The organism is Crossiella sp. S99.2 (assembly GCF_023094165.1).
Lineage (GTDB): Bacteria > Actinomycetota > Actinomycetes > Mycobacteriales > Pseudonocardiaceae > Crossiella.
In genome coordinates this window covers 164,337-187,183 of sequence record NZ_JALMDK010000003.1, presented here as the reverse complement: position 1 = coordinate 187,183, position 22,847 = coordinate 164,337, and the positions used below count along the sequence as shown (strand labels likewise).

The following is a 22,847-nucleotide window of genomic DNA, read 5'->3' as shown; positions in this document are numbered from 1 at the left end:
CCTGCTTCCCGGCCGCGCGCGTGCTACCTGGTAGTCGGGTCCTCGACCGGCCGGACCTCGCCGCGCCAGCCACCGGTCTCCTGACCGCGATGCTCGATGAACTCCTTGAACCGGCTCAGATCGCCGCGAACCCTGGTCTGCACGAGGCCGAACGTGTCACCGATTTTCTCGGTGGCGCCGGTCGGCTCGAACTCGATCCGCAACGACACCTTGGTCTCGGCGCCGTGCGGGGTGAAGGAGACGGTCCCGCGGTGCTGGGGCCCGGACACCACGGTCCAGGAGATCCGCTCGTCGGGGACCTGGTGCAGGATCTCGGCGTCGAACTCGCGCTCCACCCCGGCGATGCTGGTCTTCCAGTGGGTCAGCGTGTTCGACACCTGATCGACCCGTTCGACGCCCTTCATGAACTCCGGGAACGTCTCGAACTGGGTCCACTGGTCGTAGACGGCGCGTACCGGCGCGTGGACTTCCACGCGTTCCTCGATCACGCTCACTGTCCTGACAACTCCTCTCTCGTGTCGGTCACGCCCTCTTCGGCTACCCGCCGGGCCCGGCCGGAAACGTGCGGCGGCGAAGAAATCGGGAACCCGGTTCCTGTGCTCGACACCGCTGCCACCCGCCACTACCGTCCCGGCTGCTCGGCCGCTGAGTCCACTGTAGACAGAGGTGCTACCTGGGCAGGTTCCCCAGCGGGGGCGGCTCAGCCGAGGCGCTGGGTGAGCACCAGGGGGCCGTCCTCGGTGATGGCGATGGTGTGCTCGGAGTGGGCGGTGCGCGAGCCGTCGGCCGAGCGGATGGTCCAGCCGTCGGGGTCGAGCACGATCTGGCCGGTGGTGCGGGCGAACCAGGGTTCCAGTGCCAGGGTCATGCCCGCGCGGAGCTTGAGCCCGCGGCCTGCGCGGCCTTTGTTGGAGACGTGCGGGTCCTCGTGCATGGTCCGGCCCAGGCCGTGCCCGCCGAACTCGGTGTTGACCGGGTAGCCGTGGCCGGTGGCGACGGCCTCGATGGCCGCGGAGACATCGCCCATCCGGTTGCCGGGCCGGGCGGCCGCGATGCCGGCTTCGAGGGCTTGTTCGGTGGCGCGGACGAGTCGCAGGTCCTGCTCGGCCGGGGTGCCCACGATGACGGTGCGCGCGGAGTCGGCGACCCAGCCGTCGATGCCGACCGCGAGATCCATGGTGAGGACGTCGCCGTCGCGCAGCGGGTAGTCGTGCGGCAGTCCGTGCAGCACCGCGTCGTTGACCGACAGGCAGATCATGTTGCGGAAGGGGCCGTTGCCGAAGGACGGGGCGTAGTCCCAGTAGCAGGACTGTGCCCCGCGGTCCCGGATCCGGCCGCGGACGTGCTGTTCCAGCTCAAGCAGGTTGACGCCGACCTGGGCCAGTTCGCCGACCTCGGTGAGGATCTGGGCGACGAACTGCCCGGTGGTGCGCATCCGCTCGATCTCCGCGGACGACTTCAACTCGATCATGCACACCCTCACCTCGTCGGTATAATAATACCAACGTAGCAGTTGCGGTATTAAAATACCACCGGTACTCTGATGCCGTGGTTCGCACTCCGCTCACACCCGAACAGATCGAGGCAGGCAGGCGCCTCGGACGCATGCTGCGGGCGGCGCGGGCCGACCGGGATCTCACCGAGGTGGCGCACCTGGCCGGCATGTCGCCGGAGACCTTGCGCAAGATCGAGACCGGCCGGTTGCCCAGCCCCGCGTTCGGCACCATCGTCCGCCTCAGCGAGGCACTCGACCTGCCGATCCAGGACCTGGCCGCCGCCTGGCGCGACGACCAGCGACTTGAGGCAGCGTCCTGACCTACGCCCTGGCGGGGGATTGACGATGTAAACGCTTTCATGGTTAATGGAGGCAGCCGTCGCCGCACGTTCCCCCACCACGAACGAGGTGCACGGATGTCTGCACGCAACTGGCTCATCGCCATACTGACCAGCGGATTCGCCCTGACCACCGCCATCCCGGCGCAGGCGGCGGTGATCTGGGACGGCGATGCCTCCCGCGGCACCGGGGTCTTCGAGGACATCGCCAAGGGCGAATGCGAGGCGCCCGGCAGTGTCACCGCGGTGGACGATGCCACGCACGGCAAGGTGTGGCGCTTCCACAAACCCGCCGGCGACCGCCGCTGCGAGAGCCGCGGCATCCGGGTCGGCGGCGGCAAGTACACCTTCCGCAACAACACCACGGTCTACCTGGGCTGGCGCAGCAAACTCTCCAGCACGGTCAACAACAACGCGATCTTCCAATGGAAGTCCTACGCCAGCCACATCCAGAACTTCCCGGTGGTGCTCAAGGTGATCAACGGCCGGATCAGCATGCTGCAACGCCAGCCCGGCCCCTCGGAGAAGATCATCTGGTCCCAGCCAATCACCGCGAACAGCTGGAACCACTACGTGATCGGGCTCGGCCTGTCCTCGGCGACCAGGGGCGGCTGGGTCGAACTCTGGTTCAACGGCGTGCGGCAGAGCTTCACCGACGGCACCCAACGCTATGCCTGCCGCACCTTCGACAGCCAGAACGACCCGAAATGGGGCATCTACGGCGCTTCCGGCACCACCGTCACCAACTACGTCGACGGACTCAAGGTCGGCACCGGCTACGCCGATGTGGCCGCGACCGCCGGTTCCAGGCAGTAGACCTGGTAAGCGCTCTTGATCACCGGCTGGGCCACGTTGCGCACCCGCACCCCACCAGGGGTGCTGCCGTGCTCGGTGCCGAAGTGGGCGTGCCCGTGCACGGCCAGATCCGCGCCCGCGCTGTCGATGGCCTCGGCCAGCAGATACGAACCCAGGAACGGGTAGATCTCCGGCGGCTCGCCCTTGAGCGTGTCGGTCACCGGCGAATAGTGGGTCAGCGCGACCGTGATATCGCAGTCCAGGCCGTGCAACGCGTCGGCGAGCCGCTCGGAGATCCCGGTGGTGTGGTTGATGAACGTCTTCATCTCCCGCTCCCCGAACGCACTGCCGCACTTGCCGGCGAATCCGCCGCCGAAGCCCTTGACCCCGGCCACGCCCAACCTGCACCCCCCGACCGTCAGCGTCACCGCCGCACCCTCCAGCACGGTGATCCCGTGCCCGGTCAGCAGTTCGGCGACCTGCTCGGGCACATCGGCGTGGTGGTCGTGGTTGCCCAGCACCGCCAGCACCGGCACCGGCAGCTCGGCGAACTCCTCGGCCACCACCAGAGCCTCGTCCAGGCTGCCATGCTTGGTCAGATCCCCCGCCAGCAACAACACATCCGCGCACCCGCCGAGCTGTTCCAGGGCGGGACGCAGGTGTCCGGCGGCGTCCGGCCCCAGGTGCACGTCGCCGACCGCGGCTATCCGGATCACCGCAACTCCTCCCGTCCGGCCGGGGCGCCCGCGCCGGCCACGTGGGTGTCGTTGTGCACCACCAGATCCGGCGCCAGCTCCCCGATCACCTCGGCCAGGTTGCGCCGCCGTTGCTCGCTGGCGACCTCGCCGACCAGGAACACGTGCTGCCCGCGCACGGTGACCTTGACCCCCTGCTCGGCGGTGCGGGGGTCCGCCACCAGCGCCCGGCGCAACCGGCTGACCTCATACTGCGGTGTGCTGGCTTCGTTCACCCTGTCCTCCTCGATGGCCGAGCGCGCCGAGGGCCGGGGCGATCCGCAGTCGCTTGGCCAGCAACAGGAATGCCTCGGCGTACGGCGAACCGGCGGTGTCGGTGGCGACCCGTTCCCAGTCGACCTGCTCGCGCAGCGCCCTGGTCATCGGCAGCAACTCGGTGAAGTCGCAGCGATGCGGCCCGAGCACCAGCAGCTTGTCGATCACCAGGTCGGTGGCGCGGGCCACCGGGGCGTTGACCGAGCCGACCCGCAGATCCTCGGCGGTAGCGAGTTGTTCCCTGGTGACCGGCCGGTCGTTGGGCCGGAAGATCAGGTCGATCAGCCGGTCCCCGTCATAGGCCTTGAGCAGCCAGTCCTCCGGCGGCTGCGCCCCACGCATCCCGTTGTCCATCAACGCCTGCACCGCGCGGCGGGCGTCCTCGGCGGTGACCAGCAGGTCGATATCGTGATCGGAGGCCGCCCCGCCCCTGGCGTAGGCCGCGGCGCCGCCGGTGACGGCGAACGGGATGTCCTTGGCGCGCAACGTGGTCACCACCTTGACCAGGGTGCGCAGCAACGCCTCCGGATCGGCGGTGGGCGGCTGATCCGGCGGATCTTCCAGCGGTAACGGCGGCAGTTCCGCGCTCATCACTGCTCGATCCGCAACGCGAGCTGTTCCGGCGCACCGGATTCCCCCTGCCGCCCGGCACCCGGCTCGGACTCGCCGAGATCGGGATCCTCCCCCGGTGGCGCGGTGTCGATGGTCTCGTCCAGGTCCTCATCCGGGGTGTCGGCCCAAGGCCGCCCGGCCACTTCCGGGGCCTGGTCCGGGATTTCCCCGGCGAGCCGGTCGGCCAGGGGTTCGCCGTCGGCCATCTCCCGGGCGGTGGTGCCGAACCGGTCCGCCTCGGCCCAGCCCTCCGGCGGCTCCACGCCTTCTTCCAGGGGATCCACGCCGATGCGGTCCTCGTCGAGATTCTCCGCGGTGGTGTCACCGCGCTGCTCCTCGGGGCTGTACTCGTGTGCTGTCATGGCTTTCGCTCCTCTCCGGCCAGTGTGGTCGCGGGGCCGCGGGCAGCACGTGCTCGGACCGGTTGTCGCCCGGTTACCCACCGCCGCCCAACTCACACACCGCCACGACCGGACGAAACCGGTGTACGCGCGCGTCTGTCTGGGTAAACCGCGGGCATGAGAACGATGTGGCGGGGCCGGAATTCGTCTCCGCCGACCAGACCCGCCTAGCCGATGGGCGACCTCACCGACTACCGGCGCACCCGGGATGCCACCCGCACCCCCGAACCAGTGCCCAGCGGACACGATGACACCTTCGTCATCCAGGAACACCACGCCGGCCGCCCGCACTGGGACATCCGCCTGGAACGCGGCGGGGTCCTGGTCTCCTGGGCGGTGCCCAAGGGCCTGCCCGCCGAACCCGGCGTGCCCCGCCTGGCCATCCGCACCGAGGACCACCCACTGGCCTACGCCACCTTCGCCGGGCAGATCCCGCGCGGCGAGCACGGCGCGGGCCGCATGACCATCTGGGACACCGGCCACTACGAAACCCGCCACTGGACCGGCTCCCGGGTCGAGATCGTGCTGCACGGCGACCGGGCCAACGGCCGGTTCCTGTTCACCCGCAAGGGCGAGAACTGGCTGCTGCACCGCCTGGATCGCCCGGCCGACCCCTCCTGGACACCGCTGCCCGAGGCGATCGCACCCATGCTGGCCACCCCCGGCACCCTGCCGCCCACCGAAGAGGACGAGCAGTGGTCCTATGAGTTCAACTGGGACGGGGTGCGCGCGCTCGCCCGGGTGGAGGGCGGTCGCCTCACCCTGTTCTCCCGCAACGGCGACGAGATCACCGCCGGCTACCCGGAAATCCACGGCCTCGCCGAGCAACTCGGCAGCACCCAGGCCCTCCTGGACGGCGAACTGATCGCCTTCCAGGACGGCAAACCCAGTTTCGCCGCCCTGCAACGCCGCATGCACCTGCGCGAGGCCGCCGCCATCCGCCGCCACACCCAATCCCAGCCGGTGCACTACCTCGTCTTCGACCTGCTGCACCTGGACGGACAGTCCACAATGGACCTACGGCACGCCGAACGCCGCCGCCTGCTCGACGAACTCGCCCTCTCCGGCCCCCGCTGGCTGACCCCGCCCGCCTACCCCGGCGCCGGCGCCGCGGTGCTGCGCGCCGCCCAGGACGCCGGACTGGAAGGCGTGGTGGCCAAACGACTCTCCGCCCGCTACCACCCCGGCCGCCGCAGCCCGAGCTGGGTGAAGGTGACCGACCTGCGCACCCAGGAAGTGGTCATCGGCGGCTGGCGCACCGGCCACGGCCGCCGGGAGGGCCTGGTCGGTTCGCTGATGCTCGGCGTGCCCGCCGGCGGCGGACTGCGCTATATCGGCCAGGTCGGCACCGGCTTCACCCAGGACATGCTGCAACTGCTCACCCGCCAGCTCACCGCACTGGCCAGGAAAACCTCCCCGTTCACCGGCGCCGTCCCGGCCGACCGCGCCCGCGCCACGCACTGGGTCACCCCGTCCGTGGTCGGCGAGGTCACCTTCCGCGAGTGGTCCAGGGACGGCCGGTTGCGCACCCCGTCCTGGCGCGGCCTGCGGCCGGATCGCGACCCGGCCGACATCACCGCACCACCTCCGCTGCACTAGGATTGACCTGCGGAAAGGGGGATCCGGATGGACCGGGACATACGCGATGTGGACGATGTGCTGCGCCTGCTGGACGGCCTGTTCACCCGCGAGGCCGACCGCTGGACCAGCGACGCCGGATCGACCTGGTGGGACGGCTTCTACGCCGACCGGGACAAGCCCGTGCCCTTCTTCGCCGCCAAACCCGACGAGAACCTGGTCTCCTACCTCGACCGCGAGCTGTTCACCCCCGGCCGGGCCCTGGACCTGGGCTGCGGACCGGGCCGCAACGCCGTGCACCTGGCCGCCGCGGGCTTCACCGTGGACGCCATCGACCTCTCCCCCACCGCCCTGGACTGGGCCCGCGACCGGGCCCGCGAAGCCGACGTCGAGGTCAATTTCCGGTGCGGGGACGCCTTTTCCACCGACCTGACCGGCCCGTACGAGCTGATCTACGACTCCGGCTGCCTGCACCACCTGCCCCCGCACCGCCGGATCAGCTACCTCGCCCTGCTCGACCGGCTACTGGCCCCCGGCGGACACTTCGCGCTGACCTGTTTCGCTTCCGGCGCCATGGGTTCGGAGCTGTCCGACACCGAGCTGTACCACCAGGGCGGCCTCGGCGGCGGACTCGCCTTCACCCCGGAGTCACTGCGCTGGATCTTCGCCGATCTCACCGAGGTCGAACTGCGCCGCATGCGCGAGGAACCCGCCGACTCCGCCGGCTTCGGCGAATCCTTCCTCTGGACCGCGCTGTTCCGCCGACCCACTACAGTCAATCCGCGTGACGCACGGTAACCACAACGCGGGCTCGGTCGGCGGCCACCTGGTCCAGGCCGGCTCGATCACCGGCGACATCTACCTGGGCGCCACCCCACTGCCGATCCCCCGCCAACTCCCACCCGCCCCGACGGCTTTTGTCGGCCGCGCCCCGGAACTGTCCGCCCTCACCACTGCCCTGGGCGGCAACGCGACCGTGGCCATCACCGCGCTGGCCGGGACCGGCGGCATCGGCAAAACCGCACTCGCCCTGCACTGGGCACACCAGCGGATCGCGGACTTCCCGGACGGCCAGCTCTTCGTCGACCTGCGCGGCTTCAGCCCCGACAGCGACCCCCTCACCCCCGCCACCGCCGTCCGCGGTTTCCTGGACGCCCTCGGCCAGGACCCGGCCCACCAGCCCGCCGACCCGTTCGCGCACTACCGCAGCCTGGTCGCGGGCAAACGCCTGCTGATCATCCTGGACAACGCCGTGGACACCGCCCAGGTCCTCCCCCTGCTCCCCGGCAGCCCGACCTGCACGGTGCTGGTCACCAGCCGCAACCACCTGCCCGGCCTGATCGGCGCGCACGGCGCCCAGCACGTCGCCCTCGACGTCCTGCCCCGGCCGGACGCGCACGAACTGCTCGCCACCAGACTTGGCCACGCCGACCCAGCCGACCTGCGCGAACTCGGCGAACTCTGCGGCGGACTGCCCCTGGCCCTCAACATCGTCGCCGGCCGCGCCCGCACCCAACCGCACCTGCCGCTGTCCGAGGTCATCGCCGAACTCCGCGACACCGGCCTGGACGAGGACGACCCGACCGCCAGCGTCACCGCCGTGCTCTCCTGGTCCCACCGCGCCCTGGGCACCGAAGCGGCCCGCGTCTTCGGCCTGCTCGGCATCGCCCCCGGCCCCGACATCAGCCTGACCGCAGCCACCGCCCTTACCGGCTCACCCGACACCCGCCGCACGCTGCGCGCCCTGGAACAGGCATCCCTGGTGCACCGAGACGCCAACAACCGCTGGCGCATGCACGACCTGGTCCGCAACTTCGCCGCCACCACCGCCACCGACCGGGACCTGGGCGGCCTCACCGACTTCTACCTGCACACCGCCCTGGCCGCCCACCACCACCTCGACCAGCTGCACGTGCTCCCCCTGCCACCCGGCCCACCCCGCACCCCGCCCCTGGATATGCCCGACGAACAGAGCGCGCTGGCCTGGTTCGACGCCGAACACCGCGCCCTGTTCGACACCGTGCGACTCGACGACAACCCGCTGCTGACCTGGCAACTCGCCTGGGCCCTGACCACCTACCAGCAACGCCGCGGCCACCAGGCCCTCCACCTCATGACCTGGGGCCTTGGCCTGGTCGCCGCCGACTACCTCGATCACCCAGAAGCCCGCTACACCGCACTCCGGCTGCTCGGCCGCGCCAGCCTGCGCCTCGGCCACCCCCAGCAAGCACTCGACTGCCTGCGCCGCGCGGTCGGACTGGCCACCGAAGCCGGCGACCTGGCCGGGCAGGCGCACGCCCAGCGCGCGCTCGCCCTCGCCTGGCAGGCCCTCGGTGATCACCAGCAGGCCCTGGAGGCCGCCACCCACGCCCTGGATGCCTTCGAGCAGCTCGGCGCCCCGGAGTGGCGGGCCAAGGCGCTCAAGGGATATGGCTGGCACCTGGCCAACCTCGGCCTGGAACTCAAGGCTGTCGACTACTTCACCACCGCCCTGGAACTCTCCCGCGTCCACCACTACCGGGACGGCGAGGCCGGCGCCCTGCACAGCCTCGGCAGCATCGCGCTCAAACTGGGCCGCCACCACGATGCCATCGACTACCTGCACCAAGCCCTGACCCAGTACCGGGAACTCGGCGACGCCTACGAACAGGCCGACATCCTGCGCCGCCTCGGCAGCGCGCACACCGCCCTCGGCCAGACCGACCAAGCGGCCACCGCCTGGCGTGAATCCCTTGTCCTGCACCGCGCCCAGCACCGAGAACAGCAGGTCGCCTGGCTACTTGCCCGCCTCGGCGAAAGCTGAGGCCAACCGCTCCGCACCCGCCCCGGACAAACCCGCCAGCCCCGCCGCCCGCCCGGTCGCCAGCAACAACAACTCCCCCACCGGACCACGCACCTCATCAGCCCCCTCCCCCGAGATCCACTCGGCGTCGGTCGCGACCAGACGCAGCCCGCGGAACCGCTTGCGCGCACCGTAAAACGCGCTCTTCAGGACGTGTTCCAGGGCCGCGACCGTCGGCTCCACCGGCATCACCCGCACCCGGCCCAGCGGCCGCGCGATGTCCTGGGTGTGCACCAACGCATCGGTCAACGGGTCCAGCAAACCCGAACCGGGCGTGCGCTTGGCCGAGCCCGCGTGCTCCCGCACCTGCGCGATCAACTCCGCCGGACTGAACCGCGCCGCCCGTTCGATCGCCAGGGTCGCCTCCATCCGGTCGAAGCTGCCCCGCGCCCGGATCGCGGCCTTGGCCAGACCGACGAAGGTCATCCGGGTGGAGATCGTCATGTGCGCGGCCACCTCATAGACCGTCCACTCCGGACAGAGCGACCGGGCCTGCCACTCCGATTCGGGCAGACTCTCCAGGAAATCCGCCAGGTGCAAGCGCTGCTGAGTGGTCCAGTCGAGGATCTGGTCACGGTCCATGGTTGTTCCCCTCCAGGGCGACAAGTCGGTCGCGCAGGTGCGCGCGTTCAGGTTCAGTGCCCGCCAGCTCCAGGGCTTCCCGGTACGCGGTGGCGGCCTCGTCGTTGCGGCCCAGGCGTTCCAGCAGGTCCGCGCGGGCCAGCGGGTACAGGTGGTAGCCGCGGAGTTTCGGCTCCCCGGCCAGTTCATCGAGCAGGGCCAGACCGGCGGCGGGACCGTCCCGCATGGCCACCGCGGCCGCCCGGTTCAGCGCCACCACCGGCGACGGCATGATCGTCAGCAGCACGTCGTAGAGGGCCACGATCTGCGGCCAGTCCGTGCTCGCGAAATCGGCGGCCTCATCGTGCAGCGCGGCGATCGCGGCCTGCACCCCGTACCGCCCCGCCGGACCGCCGGACAGCGCGGCGACCACCAGCGGCTCGCCCTCGGCGATCATCGCCCGGTCCCAGCGCGACCGGTCCTGATCGGCCAGCAACATCAGCTCGCCGTGCCCGCCGGTGCGCGCCGCCCGGCGGGCGTGGGTCAGCAGCAGCAACGCGAGCAGCCCGGTCACCTCCCGCTCCCCGGGCAACAGCCGGTGCAGGATCCGCACCAGCCGGATCGCCTCCTCGGCCAGGTCCAGCCGCTGCAACTCCGGCCCGGAACTGGCCGCGTACCCCTCAGTGAAGATCGAGTACAGCACCTGCAGCACCCCGGGCAGCCGCTCCGGCAACTCATCCGCGCCGGGCACCCGGAACGGGATCCGCGCCTCCCGGATCTTCTTCTTCGCCCGCACGATCCGCTGCGCCATCGTCGCCGAGGGCACCAGGTAGGCCCGCGCCACCTCTGGGGTGGTCAGCCCGGCCAGGCAACGCAAGGTCAGCGCGCCGCGATCCTCCGCGGGCAGCGCCGGGTGCGCGCAGGTGAAGAACAACTGCAACCGGTCATCCGGCAGATCCCCACCCACATCGGCGGCCGGAGCCGGATCGGACCGGTCCGCCTCCACCTGCAGGATGGCCAGCCGGGCCGCGTAAGCCTGGTCCCGCCGCAGCCGGTCCACCGCCTTGCGCCGGGCCGTGGTCAGCAACCACGCCCCCGGCTTGTTCGGCACCCCGTCCACGGGCCAGTGCGTCAGCGCCGCCTCGATCGCCTCCGCGGCGACCTCCTCGGCCAGGTCCAGATCACCGAAACGGCGCACCAGCGAGGCCAGCAGCCTGCCGTGCTCCTCCCGGAAGATTGACTCGACCGAGGAGGACGCCTGCTCGCTCATGACGATCAGTTCCCGAAGTCCGCGACCGGCCGCACCACGACCGCCCCGCCACCCCAGGACCCCGGGCAGCGCGCCGCCCACTTCAGCGCCTCGTCCAGATCAGGCACGTCGATGATGTCGTACCCACCGAGCACCTCCCGGGTCTCCGCGAACGGCCCATCGGTGACCGTCCGCTCCCCCGCCGCGCTGACCTGCACCGTCGTCGCGGTCACCAGGTCGGCCAGGGCGTGCCCGCTGACCCACACCCCCGCGTCCTTGAGCTCCTTCTCATAGGCCACCCAGTCCTCGAACGTGCAGCCGTTGTCCGCGTCCTTGTCCGCGGCCATGATCATCAGCATGTACTTCATCGTCGTGCTCCCGTCAGTTCTGGTGCTGGCGTACACCATGACGACGAATGGCCGCCGGCGATATCGACACGCCCCAGCGAACTTTTTCCGGTAGCCCCCGCGCCAACGGGGTACCCGGGTCCGATGAGCACCGACAACATCGTGGTCGCGGTCCAGGACCGCCGGGTGCGCCTGACCAACCTGGACCAGGTGCTCTACCCGTGGAGCCGCACCACCAAGTCCGAGGTCATCGACTACTACGCGCACATCGCCCCGGTCCTGCTCCCGCACCTCCAGGACCGCCCGGCCACCCTGCGCCGCTTCCCCGACGGCGTCACCGGCGAGTCCCGTTACGAAAAAGACGTCTCCCGGCACGCCCCCGGCTGGGTACGCACCGCCCAGGTGCCCACCCCGCGCAGCAGCCGCGGCCGGGACAGCGTCCACCTCCCCGTGCTCGACGACCTGGCCACCCTGATGTGGGCGGCCAACCTCGCCGCCCTCGAACTGCACGTTCCACAGTGGACAGTCGGCCCACCAGGCGGCATCCGGCCACCGGACCGCCTGGTCTTCGACCTCGAACCCGGCCCGCCCGCCGGCCTGGGCCTGTGCTGCCGGGTCGCCGAACACCTGCGCGCCGTGCTCGCCGAGGACGGCCTCACCGCCTACCCCAAGGTCAGCGGCGGCAACGGACTCCAGCTCTACCTGCCGGTCCGGGTCACCGCCCCCGAACACACCAGCGCCTACGCCAAGACCATCGCCCAGCGACTCGCCAGACAGCTCCCCAACCTGGTCGTGCACCGCATGACCAGGGCCGAACGCACCGGCCGGGTGCTCATCGACTGGAGCCGGAACAACCCGGCCAAGACCACCGTCGCCCCATACTCCCTGCGCGCCCAGCCCCAGCCGACCGTGTCCCTGCCGGTGACCTGGGCCGAGATCGAGGACTGCACCCAGCCCGGCCAACTACGGTTCGGCCCGGAGCAGGCCCTGGACCGCATCGAGCAGGACGGTGACCTGTGGGCGCCGCTGCTGGATCCGGACCGGGCCGCGGTGCTGCCCCGCTAGATCCGGTCGCCGGGACCGAGGCGGCGCGGCGGGTAGTAGCCGTCGAAGTCCTTGGGGTCATTGGGGTTCGAGCTGGTGTGCAGCTGATCCGGGAACACCACCACCGCGGTGGTGCGGGTGAAATCCAGGCCCTCGGCCGGGCCGAACCACTCCTCGCCGACGCCGGTGTGGTGGATGCCCGCGCACAGGATGACCACCCGATTCGCGTCGATCGCGCAGGCCAGCAGTTCGACCAGGACCTCCGGCGGGGTGCCGGTGAACCGGTAGCGGAAGTTGACCGCCGAACCCCGCTCCGGGACCTGCGGATGCGGCCGGACCTCCCAGCTGAGGATCTCCGCGGTCATCGGATAGGTCCGGTCGCCACGGACCACGGTCACCTTCTGCCCCGGCACCCCCAGCCTGGGCGGCTCCGGCGCGCCACAGCCGGCCAGGCCGATGAGCAGCACAATCCCGATCAGCAGTGATCCCCCACGCATGCGCCAAGCCTAGGCGGTTGACATGCAGCCGTTTGGCTGCCTATCGTTCAGGCAGCCAAACGGCTGCATGTGCGAGAGGATCCGATGGACGAGGTGTTCAAGGCACTGGCCGATCCCAGTCGCCGCCGGTTACTGGACAGCCTGAACAGCCGGAACGGACAGACCCTGCGGGAGCTGTGCGCCGGACTGGAGATGGCCCGCCAGTCGGTGAGCAAGCACCTGGCGGTGCTGGCGGCTGCCGAACTGGTGACCACCCAGTGGCGCGGCCGGGAGAAGTTGCACTACCTCAACGCCGCGCCGATCAACGCCATCGCCGACCGCTGGATCACCCACTACCACCGTCCCCGCGCCCAGGCACTGGCCGACCTGAAAACCGCATTGGAGCAAGGACCCATGGACCCCTTCGTCTACACCACCTACATCCGCACCACCCCCGAACAGCTGTGGGCGGCCCTGACCACCCCGTCCTTCACCCAGCAGTACTGGGGCGCGACCCTGGAATCCGACTGGCGCCCCGGCTCCACCATCACCTGGACCCAGGGCGACTGGTCGCACAGCGACCCGGAGCAGGTGGTCCTGGAGGCCGATCCGCACCGCAGGCTGGCCTACACCTGGCACACCTTCACCCCGGAGTTCGCCCCCAGCGTCGGCCTGGACCCGGAGCTGGGCGCGAAGCTGGCTGCGGAACCGCGGTCGAAGGCGAGCTTCGACATCGAGGCACTGGGCGAGCTGGTGAAGCTGACGGTGACCCATGACGGGTTCGCGCCGGACTCGGTGCTGCGCGGCATGATCAGCGAAGGCTGGGTGCACATCATCGCCAACCTGAAGACGTTGCTGGAGACGGGTTCGGTGTTGCCGGAGCCGGCGCCGCAGGACGCCTGACCCAGCCTGGCCAGGGCACCGCCGCCACACTCGCGAGGCCCTGGCCTGCCCGACCTCTTCTCGGCAGGTTTCGTCTCTTTTCGTCCAGCGGCATTGATTTCACTCGACACTGAAGTTATCGACACAATAATGATGCAGGGCCGACCTGTTCGCGCCGATGACCGCGGGTGAGCTATCGCCTGGCGGTTGACCACGTCATCCGGTCAACCCCAACGCCACCACACGGTGCGCCTGCCACGCCGCGCCACCCGGCCCGCCACCCGCCACCCACCAACCTGGCGCCGCCTCTCGCCGCCGCCTGCCGCCCGGCCCACCCGCCGACTCGGCGCCACCTCTCGTCCGCCGCGCGACCGCAACCCCCGGCGCCATCGCAGTGCCCCTCCCCCGCGCCACTCCCCTCTGTGCCCGGGTTGTGCTCGTCGCCCCATCGCACCAGTTTCGCTCGCCACTGAAACCATCACGACCATCAACCACTGAGTTTGATCCCCACCCCACCTGTGCCTACGATGCGGTCGCCTTGTCGACGGCAACGGGAATCCGACACGTTCGGAGCGGTCGCGCCACTGTGAAGCCAGACCCCGTGCCGTCCACACCGCCACCTAGCGGGTCGCGTCAGCCCGGGGAGGTTTCACGTCGTGCGTCGTTCCCTGACCGGCCTGGTGCTGCTCGCGTTGACGGCGTTGTTGCTGGTCGCGACCGCCTTCTCCGCCTCCGTCGGCGCTGAGCAACTCCCCATCGGCGCCGTGCTCGACGTGCTCGGCGCGCGGCTCACCGGCTCCCCCGGCACCGATCTCACCTTCGACACCATCGTCTGGAACCTGCGCGTCCCCCGCAGTCTGCTCGCCCTGATCGTCGGCGCCGGACTGGCCATCGCGGGCGCGGCGATCCAGACCCTGGTGCGCAACCCGCTCGCCGATCCCTACCTGCTCGGGGTGTCCTCCGGCGCGGGTGTCGGGGCGACCGCGGTTATCACCTCCGGGTTGTTCGCGGGGGCCGGGGTGTGGGCGTTGTCGGCGGGGGCACTGGTCGGCGCGCTCGGGGCGGCCGCGCTGGTGTTCGCGATCGCCGCGGCCCAAGGCGGGTTGACGCCGTTGCGGTTGGTGCTCACCGGAACCGTGCTGGGGTCGGCGTTCTCGGCCATCGCCAGCTATCTCGTGTTCCGCAGTGCGCAGCCGGGAGCGGCCGAATCCGTGCTGTTCTGGCTGCTGGGCAGCCTGGCCGGCGCGGACTGGGACCGCCTCGGACTGCCCCTTGCAGTGGTGCTGCTACTGGGTTTGTTGCTGGTGGCCGGGAGTGGGTGGCTGGACGCCCTCGCCATGGGGCCGGACACCGCGGCGGCGCTGGGGGTGCCGGTGCGGGGGTTGCGGAACTCGTTGTTCGTCGCGCTGGCCGTGCTGGTCGCGGTACTGGTGGCGGTGTCCGGCGGGATCGGGTTCGTGGGACTGGTGATTCCACACATCGCGCGACTGCTGGTCGGGGCGCGGCATCGGGCGATGCTGCCGGTGGCGGCGTTGACGGGGGCGTTGTTCCTGCTGTGCGTGGACATGGCGGCACGAGTGCTGGTCCGGCCGGTGGAGGTGCCGTTGAGCGTGGTCACCGGGCTGATCGGCGCGCCGGTGTTCCTGCTGCTGCTCGGACGGCGGCGGTACCGGTTCGGGAGCGAGGGATGAGACTGCGGGCGACAGGGCTGGACTGCGCGATCGGCGGGCGGACCATCCTGCGCGGGGTCGATCTCGCCGTCGAACCCGGTGAGGTGCTGGGATTTGTCGGGCCCAACGGCAGCGGCAAGTCCACCCTGCTGCGGGTACTGGCCGGGATCCGGCCGGCCGCGGCGGGGCAGATCCTCCTGGACGGCCAGCCGCTGTCGGCGTTCTCCGCGCGGCAGCGGGCGCGGCGGATCGCCATGGTGGGCCAGGAAGAGGAACTGCCAGCCGATCTGCTCGTCGGCGAACTCGTCGCACTCGGGCTCGTCCCGCACCGCGCGCCCTGGGCCGGGGGCGACCGGCGGGAACGCGAGACCGTCCTTAAAGCACTGTCCACAGTGGACCTCGCGGACGCGGTGGACCGGCCGGCGGAACAGCTTTCCGGCGGTGAACGGCGCCGGGTCCTGCTGGCTCGCGGACTCGCCCAGGACGCGCCGCTGCTGGTGCTGGACGAACCCACCAACCACCTCGACATCCGGCACCAGCTGCACCTCCTGGACCTGGTCCGCGGGCTGGACCGGACCGTGCTGCTGGCCCTGCACGACCTCAACCTGGCCGCCGACGTCTGCGACCGCGTAGTGGTCCTGCACGACGGCCAGGCCCGCCCGGCCGCCGCCCCGGCGCAAGCCCTGACTCCGCGACTGGTGCACGAGGTCTTCGGGGTCCGGGCCACCCGGGTCACCCACCCGGACACCGGGCGGCCGCACCTGCTGTTCACCCCCACCCTGGAGCGCCCATGAGCCGTCCCGTCCCCCTGCTGATCGGCGCCATCACGCTACTCGCCCTGCCGGCCTGCGGCAGCGGCCCGGCCGCGCAGCCCGCCGCGGGCACCGTCACGATCACCAACTGCGGCACCCCGGTCAGCTTCCCGGCGCTGGCAAAGCGGCTGTTCGTCAACGACGGCAACCTGATCGCGATGACCCTCGCCCTCGGCGCGCAGGAGCAGATCGCGGCGGTCTCCAGCGTGCAGCGGGACGCCCCCACCCTCAAGCGGCACTACGGCGCGGTGGTGGACAAGCTCAACTCGGTCTCCCCCGAATACCCGGCCAGGGAAACCGTGCTCGCCCAGCGCCCGGACGTGATGGTGGCCGGCTGGAGTTACGGCTACGCCGAGGAGAAGCAGCTCACCCCGGCCACCCTGCGCCAGCAGAACGTGGCCGCCTATGTGCTCACCGAGAGCTGCCGCCAGAGCGACGGCAAGGCCGCCCGCGGTGTGGTCGAACCCTGGCAGGCACTGCGCGAGGACCTGGCCAACCTGGGCAAGATCACCGGCCGCACGACCGAGGCGGACCAGGTCACCGCCGATCTGGACGGCCGGCTCAAAACCCTGCGCGACGCACCGAAAGCGGCCAAGGCGCCCACCGTGTTCCTCTTCGACAGCGGCACCGACAGCGTGTACTCCAGCGGCCGCTTCGGCGCGCCCGAGGCGATCATCAGCGATGCCGGGGCCCGCAACGCGCTCACCGATGTGGACGACACCTGGACCAAGGTCTCCTGGGAACGGGTCGCCGCGGCCAAACCGGACGCCTTCCTGTTCGTGGACTACCCGCCGCAGAGCTACGCCGACAAGGTCGCGCTGCTCAAGGCCCGAGCCGGGATCAACGAGCTGCCCGCGGTCAAGGAGAACCGGTTCCTCAACCTGCCCTACGCGCTGTGGACCTCCGGGCCGCTCAACATCGACGCCGCCGAACAGGTCCGCAAGGCCCTGGAAGGCTGGCGGCTGGTGCCTACCTCCGGTGTCACCCCGAAGTTTGACGACCGGCCCGGGAACTGAGCACATCCGCCGATCCGATGGCACGATGGCGGCATGAGCTTCCTGGACAAGGCGAAAGAGCTGGCTGAGCAGGCCAAGGAGAAGGCGGCCGAGTTCGCGCAGAGCCCCGCGGGGGACAAGGCGCGCGAACTCGCCGCCAAGGGCGTGGACGCCGCGGCCAGCGGGATCGACAAGGTCACCGGTGGCAAGTACACCGACAAGATCGAGAATGTCAGCAACAAGGTCGAGGGTTTTCTGGACAAGGACGGCAAGCCGGAGGGTGACGCCAAACCCTGACCCGGCAGACTGACCGGATGCTGCGGACCGATCACGGGCTCGTCCACTCCCCGACCGACCTGGTCGACCTCATGGAGTGCGGGCACCGCAGTCGGCTCAACCAGGCCCTCGCGCTCGGCCTGCCCGGCGCGCCCACGCCCGAACGCGGATCCGAGGCCCTGGTGGCCAAGCACGGCCTCGCGCACGAGCAGGCGGTGCTGGCCCGGCTCAAGCGACGGTACGGGGCCGGGGTGGTCGAGATCGACACCCCGGCCCCAACCCCGGAGGCGCTGACCGCGGCCGCCGAACACACCCGGCAGGCCCTCGCCGCCGGGGCTCCGGTGGTCTACCAGGGTGTGTTCTACGACGGGGAGTTCTCCGGCCGCGCCGACTTCCTCATCGCCACCGACGACGGCGCCTACGAACCACACGACGCCAAACTCGCCCGGCACGCCCGCCCGTCCGCGGTGCTCCAGCTCACCGCCTACGCGCAGGCGCTCACCCAGACCGGGTTCACCGCCGGGCCGCTGATGCACCTGCTGCTCGGCGACGGCAGCGCGCATTCCTTGCGGGTACAGGAATTCCTGCCGCTGCTGGCCCACCTCCGGGACCGCCTGCGCACCCGCCTCGGCGAGCAGGCCACGCTGCCCGAGCGACTGTGGGACGACGAACGCCCGGCCTGCGCGACCTGCCGGTTCGCCCAGCACTGCGCCCAGGGCCGCTCGGCCGCCCGGGATCTGTCCCTGGTCGCGGGCCTGCGCACGGACCAGCGGCGCAAACTCGCCGCCGCCGGGATCGGCACCATCGAGGCCCTCGCCGCGGCCACCGAGACCGAACGCCCGCCCACCCTGTCGGCGGCCACCTTCACCGGATTGCGCGCCCAGGCCACCCTCCAGGTGCAACAGGACCTCACCCGCACCCCGGAAGACCCGATCGGCAAGGTCTCCTACGAGATCCTCGCCCCGGACGAGCTGGCCGGGCTGCCGCAGCCCAGTCCGGGCGACGTGTTCTTCGACATGGAGGGCGATCCGTTCGCACTGGACTCCGACGGCCTGGAGTACCTCTTCGGCGCGATCACCCTCACCCCCGGCGGCCTGGAGCAGTTCACCCCGTTCTGGGCGCACAGCCGGGTCCAGGAGAAACGCGCGTTCGAGTCCTTTGTGGACTTCGTGACCGAACGCCTTGCCGAGCACCCGGACCTGCACGTCTACCACTACGCGCCCTATGAGACCAACGCGCTGAAGAAACTGGCCGCGTTGCACGGCACCCGGGAGGAGGAGGTCGACACGCTGCTGCGCGGCGGGGTGCTGGTCGACCTGTACACCGTGGTGCGCAAGGGACTCCGGGTCTCCCAGCGCTCCTACTCGATCAAGTACCTGGAACCGTTGTACATGCCCGAATCCCGGGCCGGGGACGTGCAGAACGCGGTGTCCAGCATCGAGGCATACGAGGACTATCTCACCCTGGCCGAGGTCGGCGACACCGATCGCGCGGCCGGGGTGCTGCGCGGCATCGCCGACTACAACGAGTACGACTGCGTGTCCACCAACCGCCTTTACCGCTTCCTCCTGGACATCCGCGCCGAGGCTGGGATCGAACCCACGCCGCCGATCGATCCGTCCACATTGGACGCCGCCATCGATTCCGCCGCCGACGAACTGGCCGCGCAACGCCGGGCCGAACGCGCAGCCAAGCTCGCCGCCCTGATCGACCCGCTGCTGGACGAGCTACCGGAGAACCCGGCCGTCTTCACCCCCGACCACCGCACCCGGTCCCTGCTGGCCGCCTCGGTCGGTTACCACCGGCGGGAGACCAACCCGGCGTGGTGGGAGTTCTTCCGCCAGGTCGCCGCGCCACTCACCGATCTGGAGTCCGACAACACCTGCGCCGTCCCGGTGTCAGTGTCCACACAGGACTGGACCGCGCCGTCGGGCCGGGTGCGCAACGCCAAACGCGAGGTCCGGCTGGCCTGCGACCCAGACCGGCCGCACCCGTTCGCCCCCGGCGACACCGTGCGCCTGCTCTACCCCGGCCACCGCACCAGGGACGCCCTGGTCGTCGACGCCGGGGCCGACGGCCTGACCGTGCAGGAAAGCGCCAAACCCGCCGAACTCGACGGGTTCGACGGCCGCCCCGCCGCGGTGCTGCCCGGCAGTCCGGTACGACCCAGCCCCAAGGACGAGGCCGTGGCCGACCTGGCCCGGATCACCGTGGACACCCTGCCGGTGCTGCCCGCGCACCCCGGCCTGGACCTGCTGCGCCGCCGCCCCCGCCTGCGCGGCAACCGGGATCTCCCTTCCCCCAACGACTTCGACGGCGACCTGGTGGCCACCGTGATCGCCGCCGTGGACGCCCTGGACGGCTCCACCCTGGCCGTGCAGGGCCCGCCGGGCGCGGGCAAGACCTACCTCGCCGGACGGTTGATCGCGCACCTGGTCGCCAACGGGCGCAGCGTCGGCGTGACCTCCAACAGCCACAAGGCGGTGGAGAACGTGCTCACCGCCGCCCGCGGCGCGGCGCGAGCGACCGGGGTGGCGCTGCCGATGGCCAAGCGCCCCAAGAAAACCCCCGAACCGGACTGCCTGTGGGAACAGCCCAAGTCCAACAACGACCTGGCCCGCTGGCGGGAGGAGCAGGGCGGTGGGCACCTGGTCGGCGGCACCGCCTGGACCTTCGCCAACGCCGCGCTGCGCGCCCAGCCCTTCGACGTGCTGATCATCGACGAGGCCGGCCAGTTCGCCCTCGCGGACGCCCTCGCCGTCTCGCTGTGCACGCGGAACCTGGTGCTGCTGGGCGATCCGCAGCAACTCCCCCAGGTCGTGCAGGGCACCCACCCGGCCGGTGCGGATGCCTCCGCGCTCGGCCACCTCATCGGCGCCGCCGACGTGATGCCGCCCGCGCTCGGCTATTTCCTGGACCAGTCCCGCCGCATGCACCCCGCGGTCTGCCTGCCCATCTCCAACCTGTCCTACGCCGGCCTGCTGCACGCCCACCCCAGTGCCGCCGGACGCGGGATCGACGGCGTGGCACCGGGTCTGCACCTGCGCGAGGTCGACCACCGGCACAACCTGGCCTCCTCCCCCGAGGAAGCCGCGGTGATCGTCGACCTCACCCGCGACCTGCTCGGCCGCACCTGGACCGACGGCGCGGAGTCCCGGCCGCTCACCGAGTCCGACATCCTGGTGGTGGCCCCGTACAACCTCCAGGTCCGGGTGGTCCGGCGGGCGCTGGAACGCGCGGGCTACCCGGAGGTGCGGGTCGGCACGGTGGACAAGTTCCAGGGCCAGGAAGCCCCGGTCGTCCTGGCCACCATGACCAGCTCCGCCGCCGCCGATCTGCCCCGCGGACTCGACTTCCTGTTGTCCCGCAACCGGTTGAACGTCGCCCTCTCCCGCGCGCAGGTCCTGGCCGTGCTGATCTGCTCACCGCGGCTGGTCGAGGCCGACATCCGCAACGTCGAACACATGCGCCTGGTCGCCGGAATGCTCGGCCTGCTCGCCGAGGCCCGGCCCTGGCCTACCAGGTGACCGGCAGCCCGTCCACGCCACCGCCCAGCTTCACCGCCTCCGGATCCACGTTCATCGGAATCTCGTGCACCGGCACGGTCAGCGCCAGCCCCGGCAGCCGGGCGATGAGCGCGCTGAAGGTCTCGCTGAGCTGGACCTTGGCCAGCGGGGCGCCGATGCAGTGACTGATGCCGTGGCTGAAGGCCAGGTGCGGGTTGGGGGCGCGGGTGATGTCGAAGCGCTCGGAATCGGGGAACACCAGCTCGTCGTAGTTGGCCGAATAGTGGTCGCACAGCACGAGTTCGCCCGCGCGAATGGTGACCCCACTGATCTCGATGTCGGACTCGGCGTAACGCGGCATCACCGACTCCACCACCTGCCCCATCCGCAACACCTCGTCCACCGCGGTCTCGATCAGTCCAGGATCACGCGCGAGCAGATCCCGCTGCTCCGGGTGCGCGGCGAACAGTCCGATGCCCACGCTCTGCACGCCCGGGGTGACCAGGAACGGGAAACTGATCGTGGACACCAGCGACACGATCTGCTCCACCGGCACCCCTGCCTCGGCGAGCGCGGTGATGATGTCCGGCCCCGGATGCGCCATCCGCCAGGTCACCGCCTCGACCAGGTGCCCGAACACCGCGCCCACCGACGCCTCGTCGTCCACCGCCAGCAGCAGGCTGATGAAGGTCCGCTCGTCCGGCACGCCCAGCAGATCGCTCAACACGCCGTGCGACAACGGCAGCGAGAACTCGCTGTGCAGATCGGCGGGCGGCCCCTGCTCGATCAGTTGGTCCAGCAGCGCGTGCACCCGGGCCCGGATGCCCTCGCGCAGCACAGCCACCCGGCGGGCGGAGAACAACGGGGTGAGTGCGGACCGGAAGTCCCGGTGCAGTTGATTGGCCTCGGTGAAATCAGTGCCGAGCAGGTTGTAGTCGAACACCGGACTGTCCAGATAACGCGGCCGGTTCGCCGGATCCGGATGCGCGTTCTCCAACCGCCCGTCCAGCAACAGCTTCTTGAGTTCGGCATGCCTGCTCACCAGCCAGGCTTCGTCCCCGGCCCGGGTCCGGACCTTGGTGATCGGCCCGCGCGACTGGAGTTCCCGGAGCACCGGGTCCAGCCTGCCGACCACGGGCTGCGTGCACAGCAGCAGCGGTAGTTCCTCCAGGTTTGGCGCAGTCGTCACTCCGGCAGCCTCCAGCTCGGTTACGGATGGCGGTTCGAAACCGTTGCGATGAGAAGTTACCTACCCGAATTGCCGGAATTCACTGGTTTATGGCGTGTTAATGTCACGCGCCCCGGATTCGCGTCACCACACAATTCCCCGACCGTCAACCAGCACGCCTGGCCAGAACTCGCCATCGGCATTCAACCCGTTGATCACGCGCCGCGCGCCGCGCGCCGCACGCTGGCACCGGCGCCGCGCGGCGCTGGCGCCCAGCGCCGAGGCGGGGGCCCGGGATCGCGGGCCGGGCGGCACGGGCGCCCAGCGCCAGGGGCCAGGGGCCGGGCGGCGCGGACGCCCAGCGCCGGAGATCGGGGATCGGGGATCGGGGATCGGGGATCGGGGATCGGCCGTTGCGGATCGGGCGGTCAGCGGCACGCCACCAGCGTCGGGCTCCGGGTGCCTGCCATGCCTGCTCACCTCACCAGCCTGCTCACCCTACCGGTCCTGCTCACCTCACCGGTCCTGCTCACCTCGCCTGGCCACCTCATTACCTGGCCGGTTCAGCATCACCTGGCCGACTCAGTCAGGCGGGGCCCGGTCGATGGTCGCCTCTCCCCCGCCCCGCGCACCGCTTCTTTCTGCGGAACGAAACGATCAGCGGCCAAAGTTCCCCGAGCGACACATCTCTTGGCGAACAGCCTCAGCCCAGCATCCACGCCCAGGTCACCGGCCTCGGCCGCACACTAAGGGATGACGCCGCCCAGGAAACCCAGCACCAGTGTAGACA

23 protein-coding genes are annotated in these 22,847 nt (G+C 70.7%); 12 read left to right on the top strand and 11 right to left on the bottom strand.

Translation table 11 applies throughout. The features are described 5' to 3' along the window. Positions 1–23 precede the first annotated feature (23 nt). Positions 24–494, bottom strand: a complete 471-nt coding sequence (locus tag MZC64_RS12080) for an SRPBCC family protein (protein ID WP_247757204.1) — start codon at positions 492–494, stop codon at positions 24–26. Between the two features lie 206 nt (positions 495–700). Beyond that, on the bottom strand, positions 701–1,471 hold the full coding sequence (gene map, locus MZC64_RS12075) for a type I methionyl aminopeptidase (RefSeq protein WP_247757205.1): 771 nt from the start codon (positions 1,469–1,471) through the stop codon (positions 701–703). 77 nt (positions 1,472–1,548) lie between these two features. On the opposite strand from map, the gene MZC64_RS12070 reads away from it, so the two are divergent. Beyond that, positions 1,549–1,815 carry a helix-turn-helix transcriptional regulator gene (locus tag MZC64_RS12070; protein WP_247757206.1) on the top strand — a complete coding sequence of 89 codons (267 nt, stop codon included), beginning with the start codon at positions 1,549–1,551 and terminating at the stop codon, positions 1,813–1,815. 96 nt (positions 1,816–1,911) lie between these two features. Further along, positions 1,912–2,649, top strand: coding sequence for a heparin lyase I family protein (locus tag MZC64_RS12065; RefSeq protein WP_247757207.1), 738 nt, complete (start codon positions 1,912–1,914; stop codon positions 2,647–2,649). Here MZC64_RS12065 and MZC64_RS12060 read toward each other — a convergent pair. From MZC64_RS12060 to MZC64_RS12045, 4 genes are read right to left on the bottom strand one after another with little or no spacing between them, the layout of a single operon-like run. Next, positions 2,610–3,344 (bottom strand): metallophosphoesterase, encoded by a 735-nt coding sequence (locus MZC64_RS12060; protein ID WP_247757208.1) that lies wholly within the window; start codon positions 3,342–3,344, stop codon positions 2,610–2,612. The two genes, MZC64_RS12065 and MZC64_RS12060, sit on opposite strands and share 40 nt — an antisense overlap. Continuing rightward, on the bottom strand, positions 3,341–3,598 hold the full coding sequence (locus tag MZC64_RS12055; RefSeq protein WP_247757209.1) for a BON domain-containing protein: 258 nt from the start codon (positions 3,596–3,598) through the stop codon (positions 3,341–3,343). Before MZC64_RS12055 ends, MZC64_RS12060 begins: the two co-directional genes overlap by 4 nt. Then, positions 3,570–4,229 carry a nucleotidyltransferase family protein gene (locus tag MZC64_RS12050; RefSeq protein WP_247757210.1) on the bottom strand — a complete coding sequence of 220 codons (660 nt, stop codon included), beginning with the start codon at positions 4,227–4,229 and terminating at the stop codon, positions 3,570–3,572. The genes MZC64_RS12055 and MZC64_RS12050 overlap by 29 nt, the downstream gene beginning before the upstream one ends. After that, on the bottom strand, positions 4,229–4,612 hold the full coding sequence (locus MZC64_RS12045; RefSeq protein ID WP_247757211.1) for a hypothetical protein: 384 nt from the start codon (positions 4,610–4,612) through the stop codon (positions 4,229–4,231). The genes MZC64_RS12050 and MZC64_RS12045 overlap by 1 nt, the downstream gene beginning before the upstream one ends. A 213-nt stretch (positions 4,613–4,825) precedes the next feature. Here MZC64_RS12045 and ligD (MZC64_RS12040) point away from each other — a divergent pair, with 213 nt between their 5' ends. The 3 genes from ligD (MZC64_RS12040) to MZC64_RS12030 are packed head-to-tail and all read left to right on the top strand — an operon-like array spanning position 4,826 to position 9,032. Next, a complete protein-coding gene (gene ligD / locus MZC64_RS12040; protein WP_247757213.1) occupies positions 4,826–6,250 on the top strand; it encodes a non-homologous end-joining DNA ligase in 1,425 nt (474 codons plus the stop codon). Positions 6,251–6,277: 27 nt separating this feature from the next. Continuing rightward, a complete protein-coding gene (locus MZC64_RS12035) occupies positions 6,278–7,027 on the top strand; it encodes a class I SAM-dependent methyltransferase (protein WP_247757215.1) in 750 nt (249 codons plus the stop codon). Continuing rightward, positions 7,014–9,032 carry a tetratricopeptide repeat protein gene (locus MZC64_RS12030; protein WP_247757216.1) on the top strand — a complete coding sequence of 673 codons (2,019 nt, stop codon included), beginning with the start codon at positions 7,014–7,016 and terminating at the stop codon, positions 9,030–9,032. The genes MZC64_RS12035 and MZC64_RS12030 overlap by 14 nt, the downstream gene beginning before the upstream one ends. Here the strand turns inward: MZC64_RS12030 and MZC64_RS12025 are convergent. The 3 genes from MZC64_RS12025 to MZC64_RS12015 are packed head-to-tail and all read right to left on the bottom strand — an operon-like array spanning position 9,006 to position 11,249. Next, positions 9,006–9,653 carry a maleylpyruvate isomerase family mycothiol-dependent enzyme gene (locus MZC64_RS12025; protein WP_247757217.1) on the bottom strand — a complete coding sequence of 216 codons (648 nt, stop codon included), beginning with the start codon at positions 9,651–9,653 and terminating at the stop codon, positions 9,006–9,008. The genes MZC64_RS12030 and MZC64_RS12025 overlap by 27 nt on opposite strands. Beyond that, complete coding sequence (locus MZC64_RS12020; protein WP_247757218.1) at positions 9,643–10,902, bottom strand: RNA polymerase sigma factor; 1,260 nt, start codon at positions 10,900–10,902, stop codon at positions 9,643–9,645. Before MZC64_RS12020 ends, MZC64_RS12025 begins: the two co-directional genes overlap by 11 nt. 5 nt (positions 10,903–10,907) lie before the next feature. Beyond that, positions 10,908–11,249, bottom strand: a complete 342-nt coding sequence (locus tag MZC64_RS12015; RefSeq protein ID WP_247757219.1) for a YciI family protein — start codon at positions 11,247–11,249, stop codon at positions 10,908–10,910. Between the two features lie 123 nt (positions 11,250–11,372). On the opposite strand from MZC64_RS12015, the gene ligD (MZC64_RS12010) reads away from it, so the two are divergent. Then, entirely contained in the window at positions 11,373–12,293 is a 921-nt protein-coding gene (gene ligD / locus MZC64_RS12010) for a non-homologous end-joining DNA ligase (RefSeq protein WP_247757220.1), read from the top strand. Here the strand turns inward: ligD (MZC64_RS12010) and MZC64_RS12005 are convergent. Beyond that, a complete protein-coding gene (locus tag MZC64_RS12005; protein WP_247757221.1) occupies positions 12,290–12,769 on the bottom strand; it encodes a hypothetical protein in 480 nt (159 codons plus the stop codon). The genes ligD (MZC64_RS12010) and MZC64_RS12005 overlap by 4 nt on opposite strands. An 84-nt stretch (positions 12,770–12,853) precedes the next feature. On the opposite strand from MZC64_RS12005, the gene MZC64_RS12000 reads away from it, so the two are divergent. From MZC64_RS12000 to MZC64_RS11975, 6 genes are all read left to right on the top strand, one after another. Beyond that, entirely contained in the window at positions 12,854–13,651 is a 798-nt protein-coding gene (locus tag MZC64_RS12000; protein WP_247757222.1) for a metalloregulator ArsR/SmtB family transcription factor, read from the top strand. A 635-nt stretch (positions 13,652–14,286) separates the two neighbouring features. Next, complete coding sequence (locus MZC64_RS11995) at positions 14,287–15,321, top strand: iron ABC transporter permease (RefSeq protein ID WP_247757224.1); 1,035 nt, start codon at positions 14,287–14,289, stop codon at positions 15,319–15,321. Continuing rightward, complete coding sequence (locus MZC64_RS11990) at positions 15,318–16,094, top strand: ABC transporter ATP-binding protein (RefSeq protein ID WP_247757225.1); 777 nt, start codon at positions 15,318–15,320, stop codon at positions 16,092–16,094. The genes MZC64_RS11995 and MZC64_RS11990 overlap by 4 nt, the downstream gene beginning before the upstream one ends. After that, the gene (locus tag MZC64_RS11985; protein ID WP_247757227.1) at positions 16,091–17,128 is read left to right on the top strand and encodes an ABC transporter substrate-binding protein; all 1,038 of its coding nucleotides are present in this window, start codon (positions 16,091–16,093) and stop codon (positions 17,126–17,128) included. The genes MZC64_RS11990 and MZC64_RS11985 overlap by 4 nt, the downstream gene beginning before the upstream one ends. A gap of 33 nt (positions 17,129–17,161) precedes the next feature. Beyond that, positions 17,162–17,404 carry an Rv0909 family putative TA system antitoxin gene (locus tag MZC64_RS11980; protein WP_247757229.1) on the top strand — a complete coding sequence of 81 codons (243 nt, stop codon included), beginning with the start codon at positions 17,162–17,164 and terminating at the stop codon, positions 17,402–17,404. 17 nt (positions 17,405–17,421) lie between these two features. Then, the gene (locus MZC64_RS11975; RefSeq protein ID WP_247757231.1) at positions 17,422–20,910 is read left to right on the top strand and encodes a TM0106 family RecB-like putative nuclease; all 3,489 of its coding nucleotides are present in this window, start codon (positions 17,422–17,424) and stop codon (positions 20,908–20,910) included. On the opposite strand, the gene MZC64_RS48610 is transcribed toward MZC64_RS11975, so the two are convergent. Then, positions 20,900–22,078 carry a cytochrome P450 gene (locus MZC64_RS48610; protein ID WP_247757232.1) on the bottom strand — a complete coding sequence of 393 codons (1,179 nt, stop codon included), beginning with the start codon at positions 22,076–22,078 and terminating at the stop codon, positions 20,900–20,902. The genes MZC64_RS11975 and MZC64_RS48610 overlap by 11 nt on opposite strands. Between the last annotated feature and the right edge of the window lie 769 nt (positions 22,079–22,847).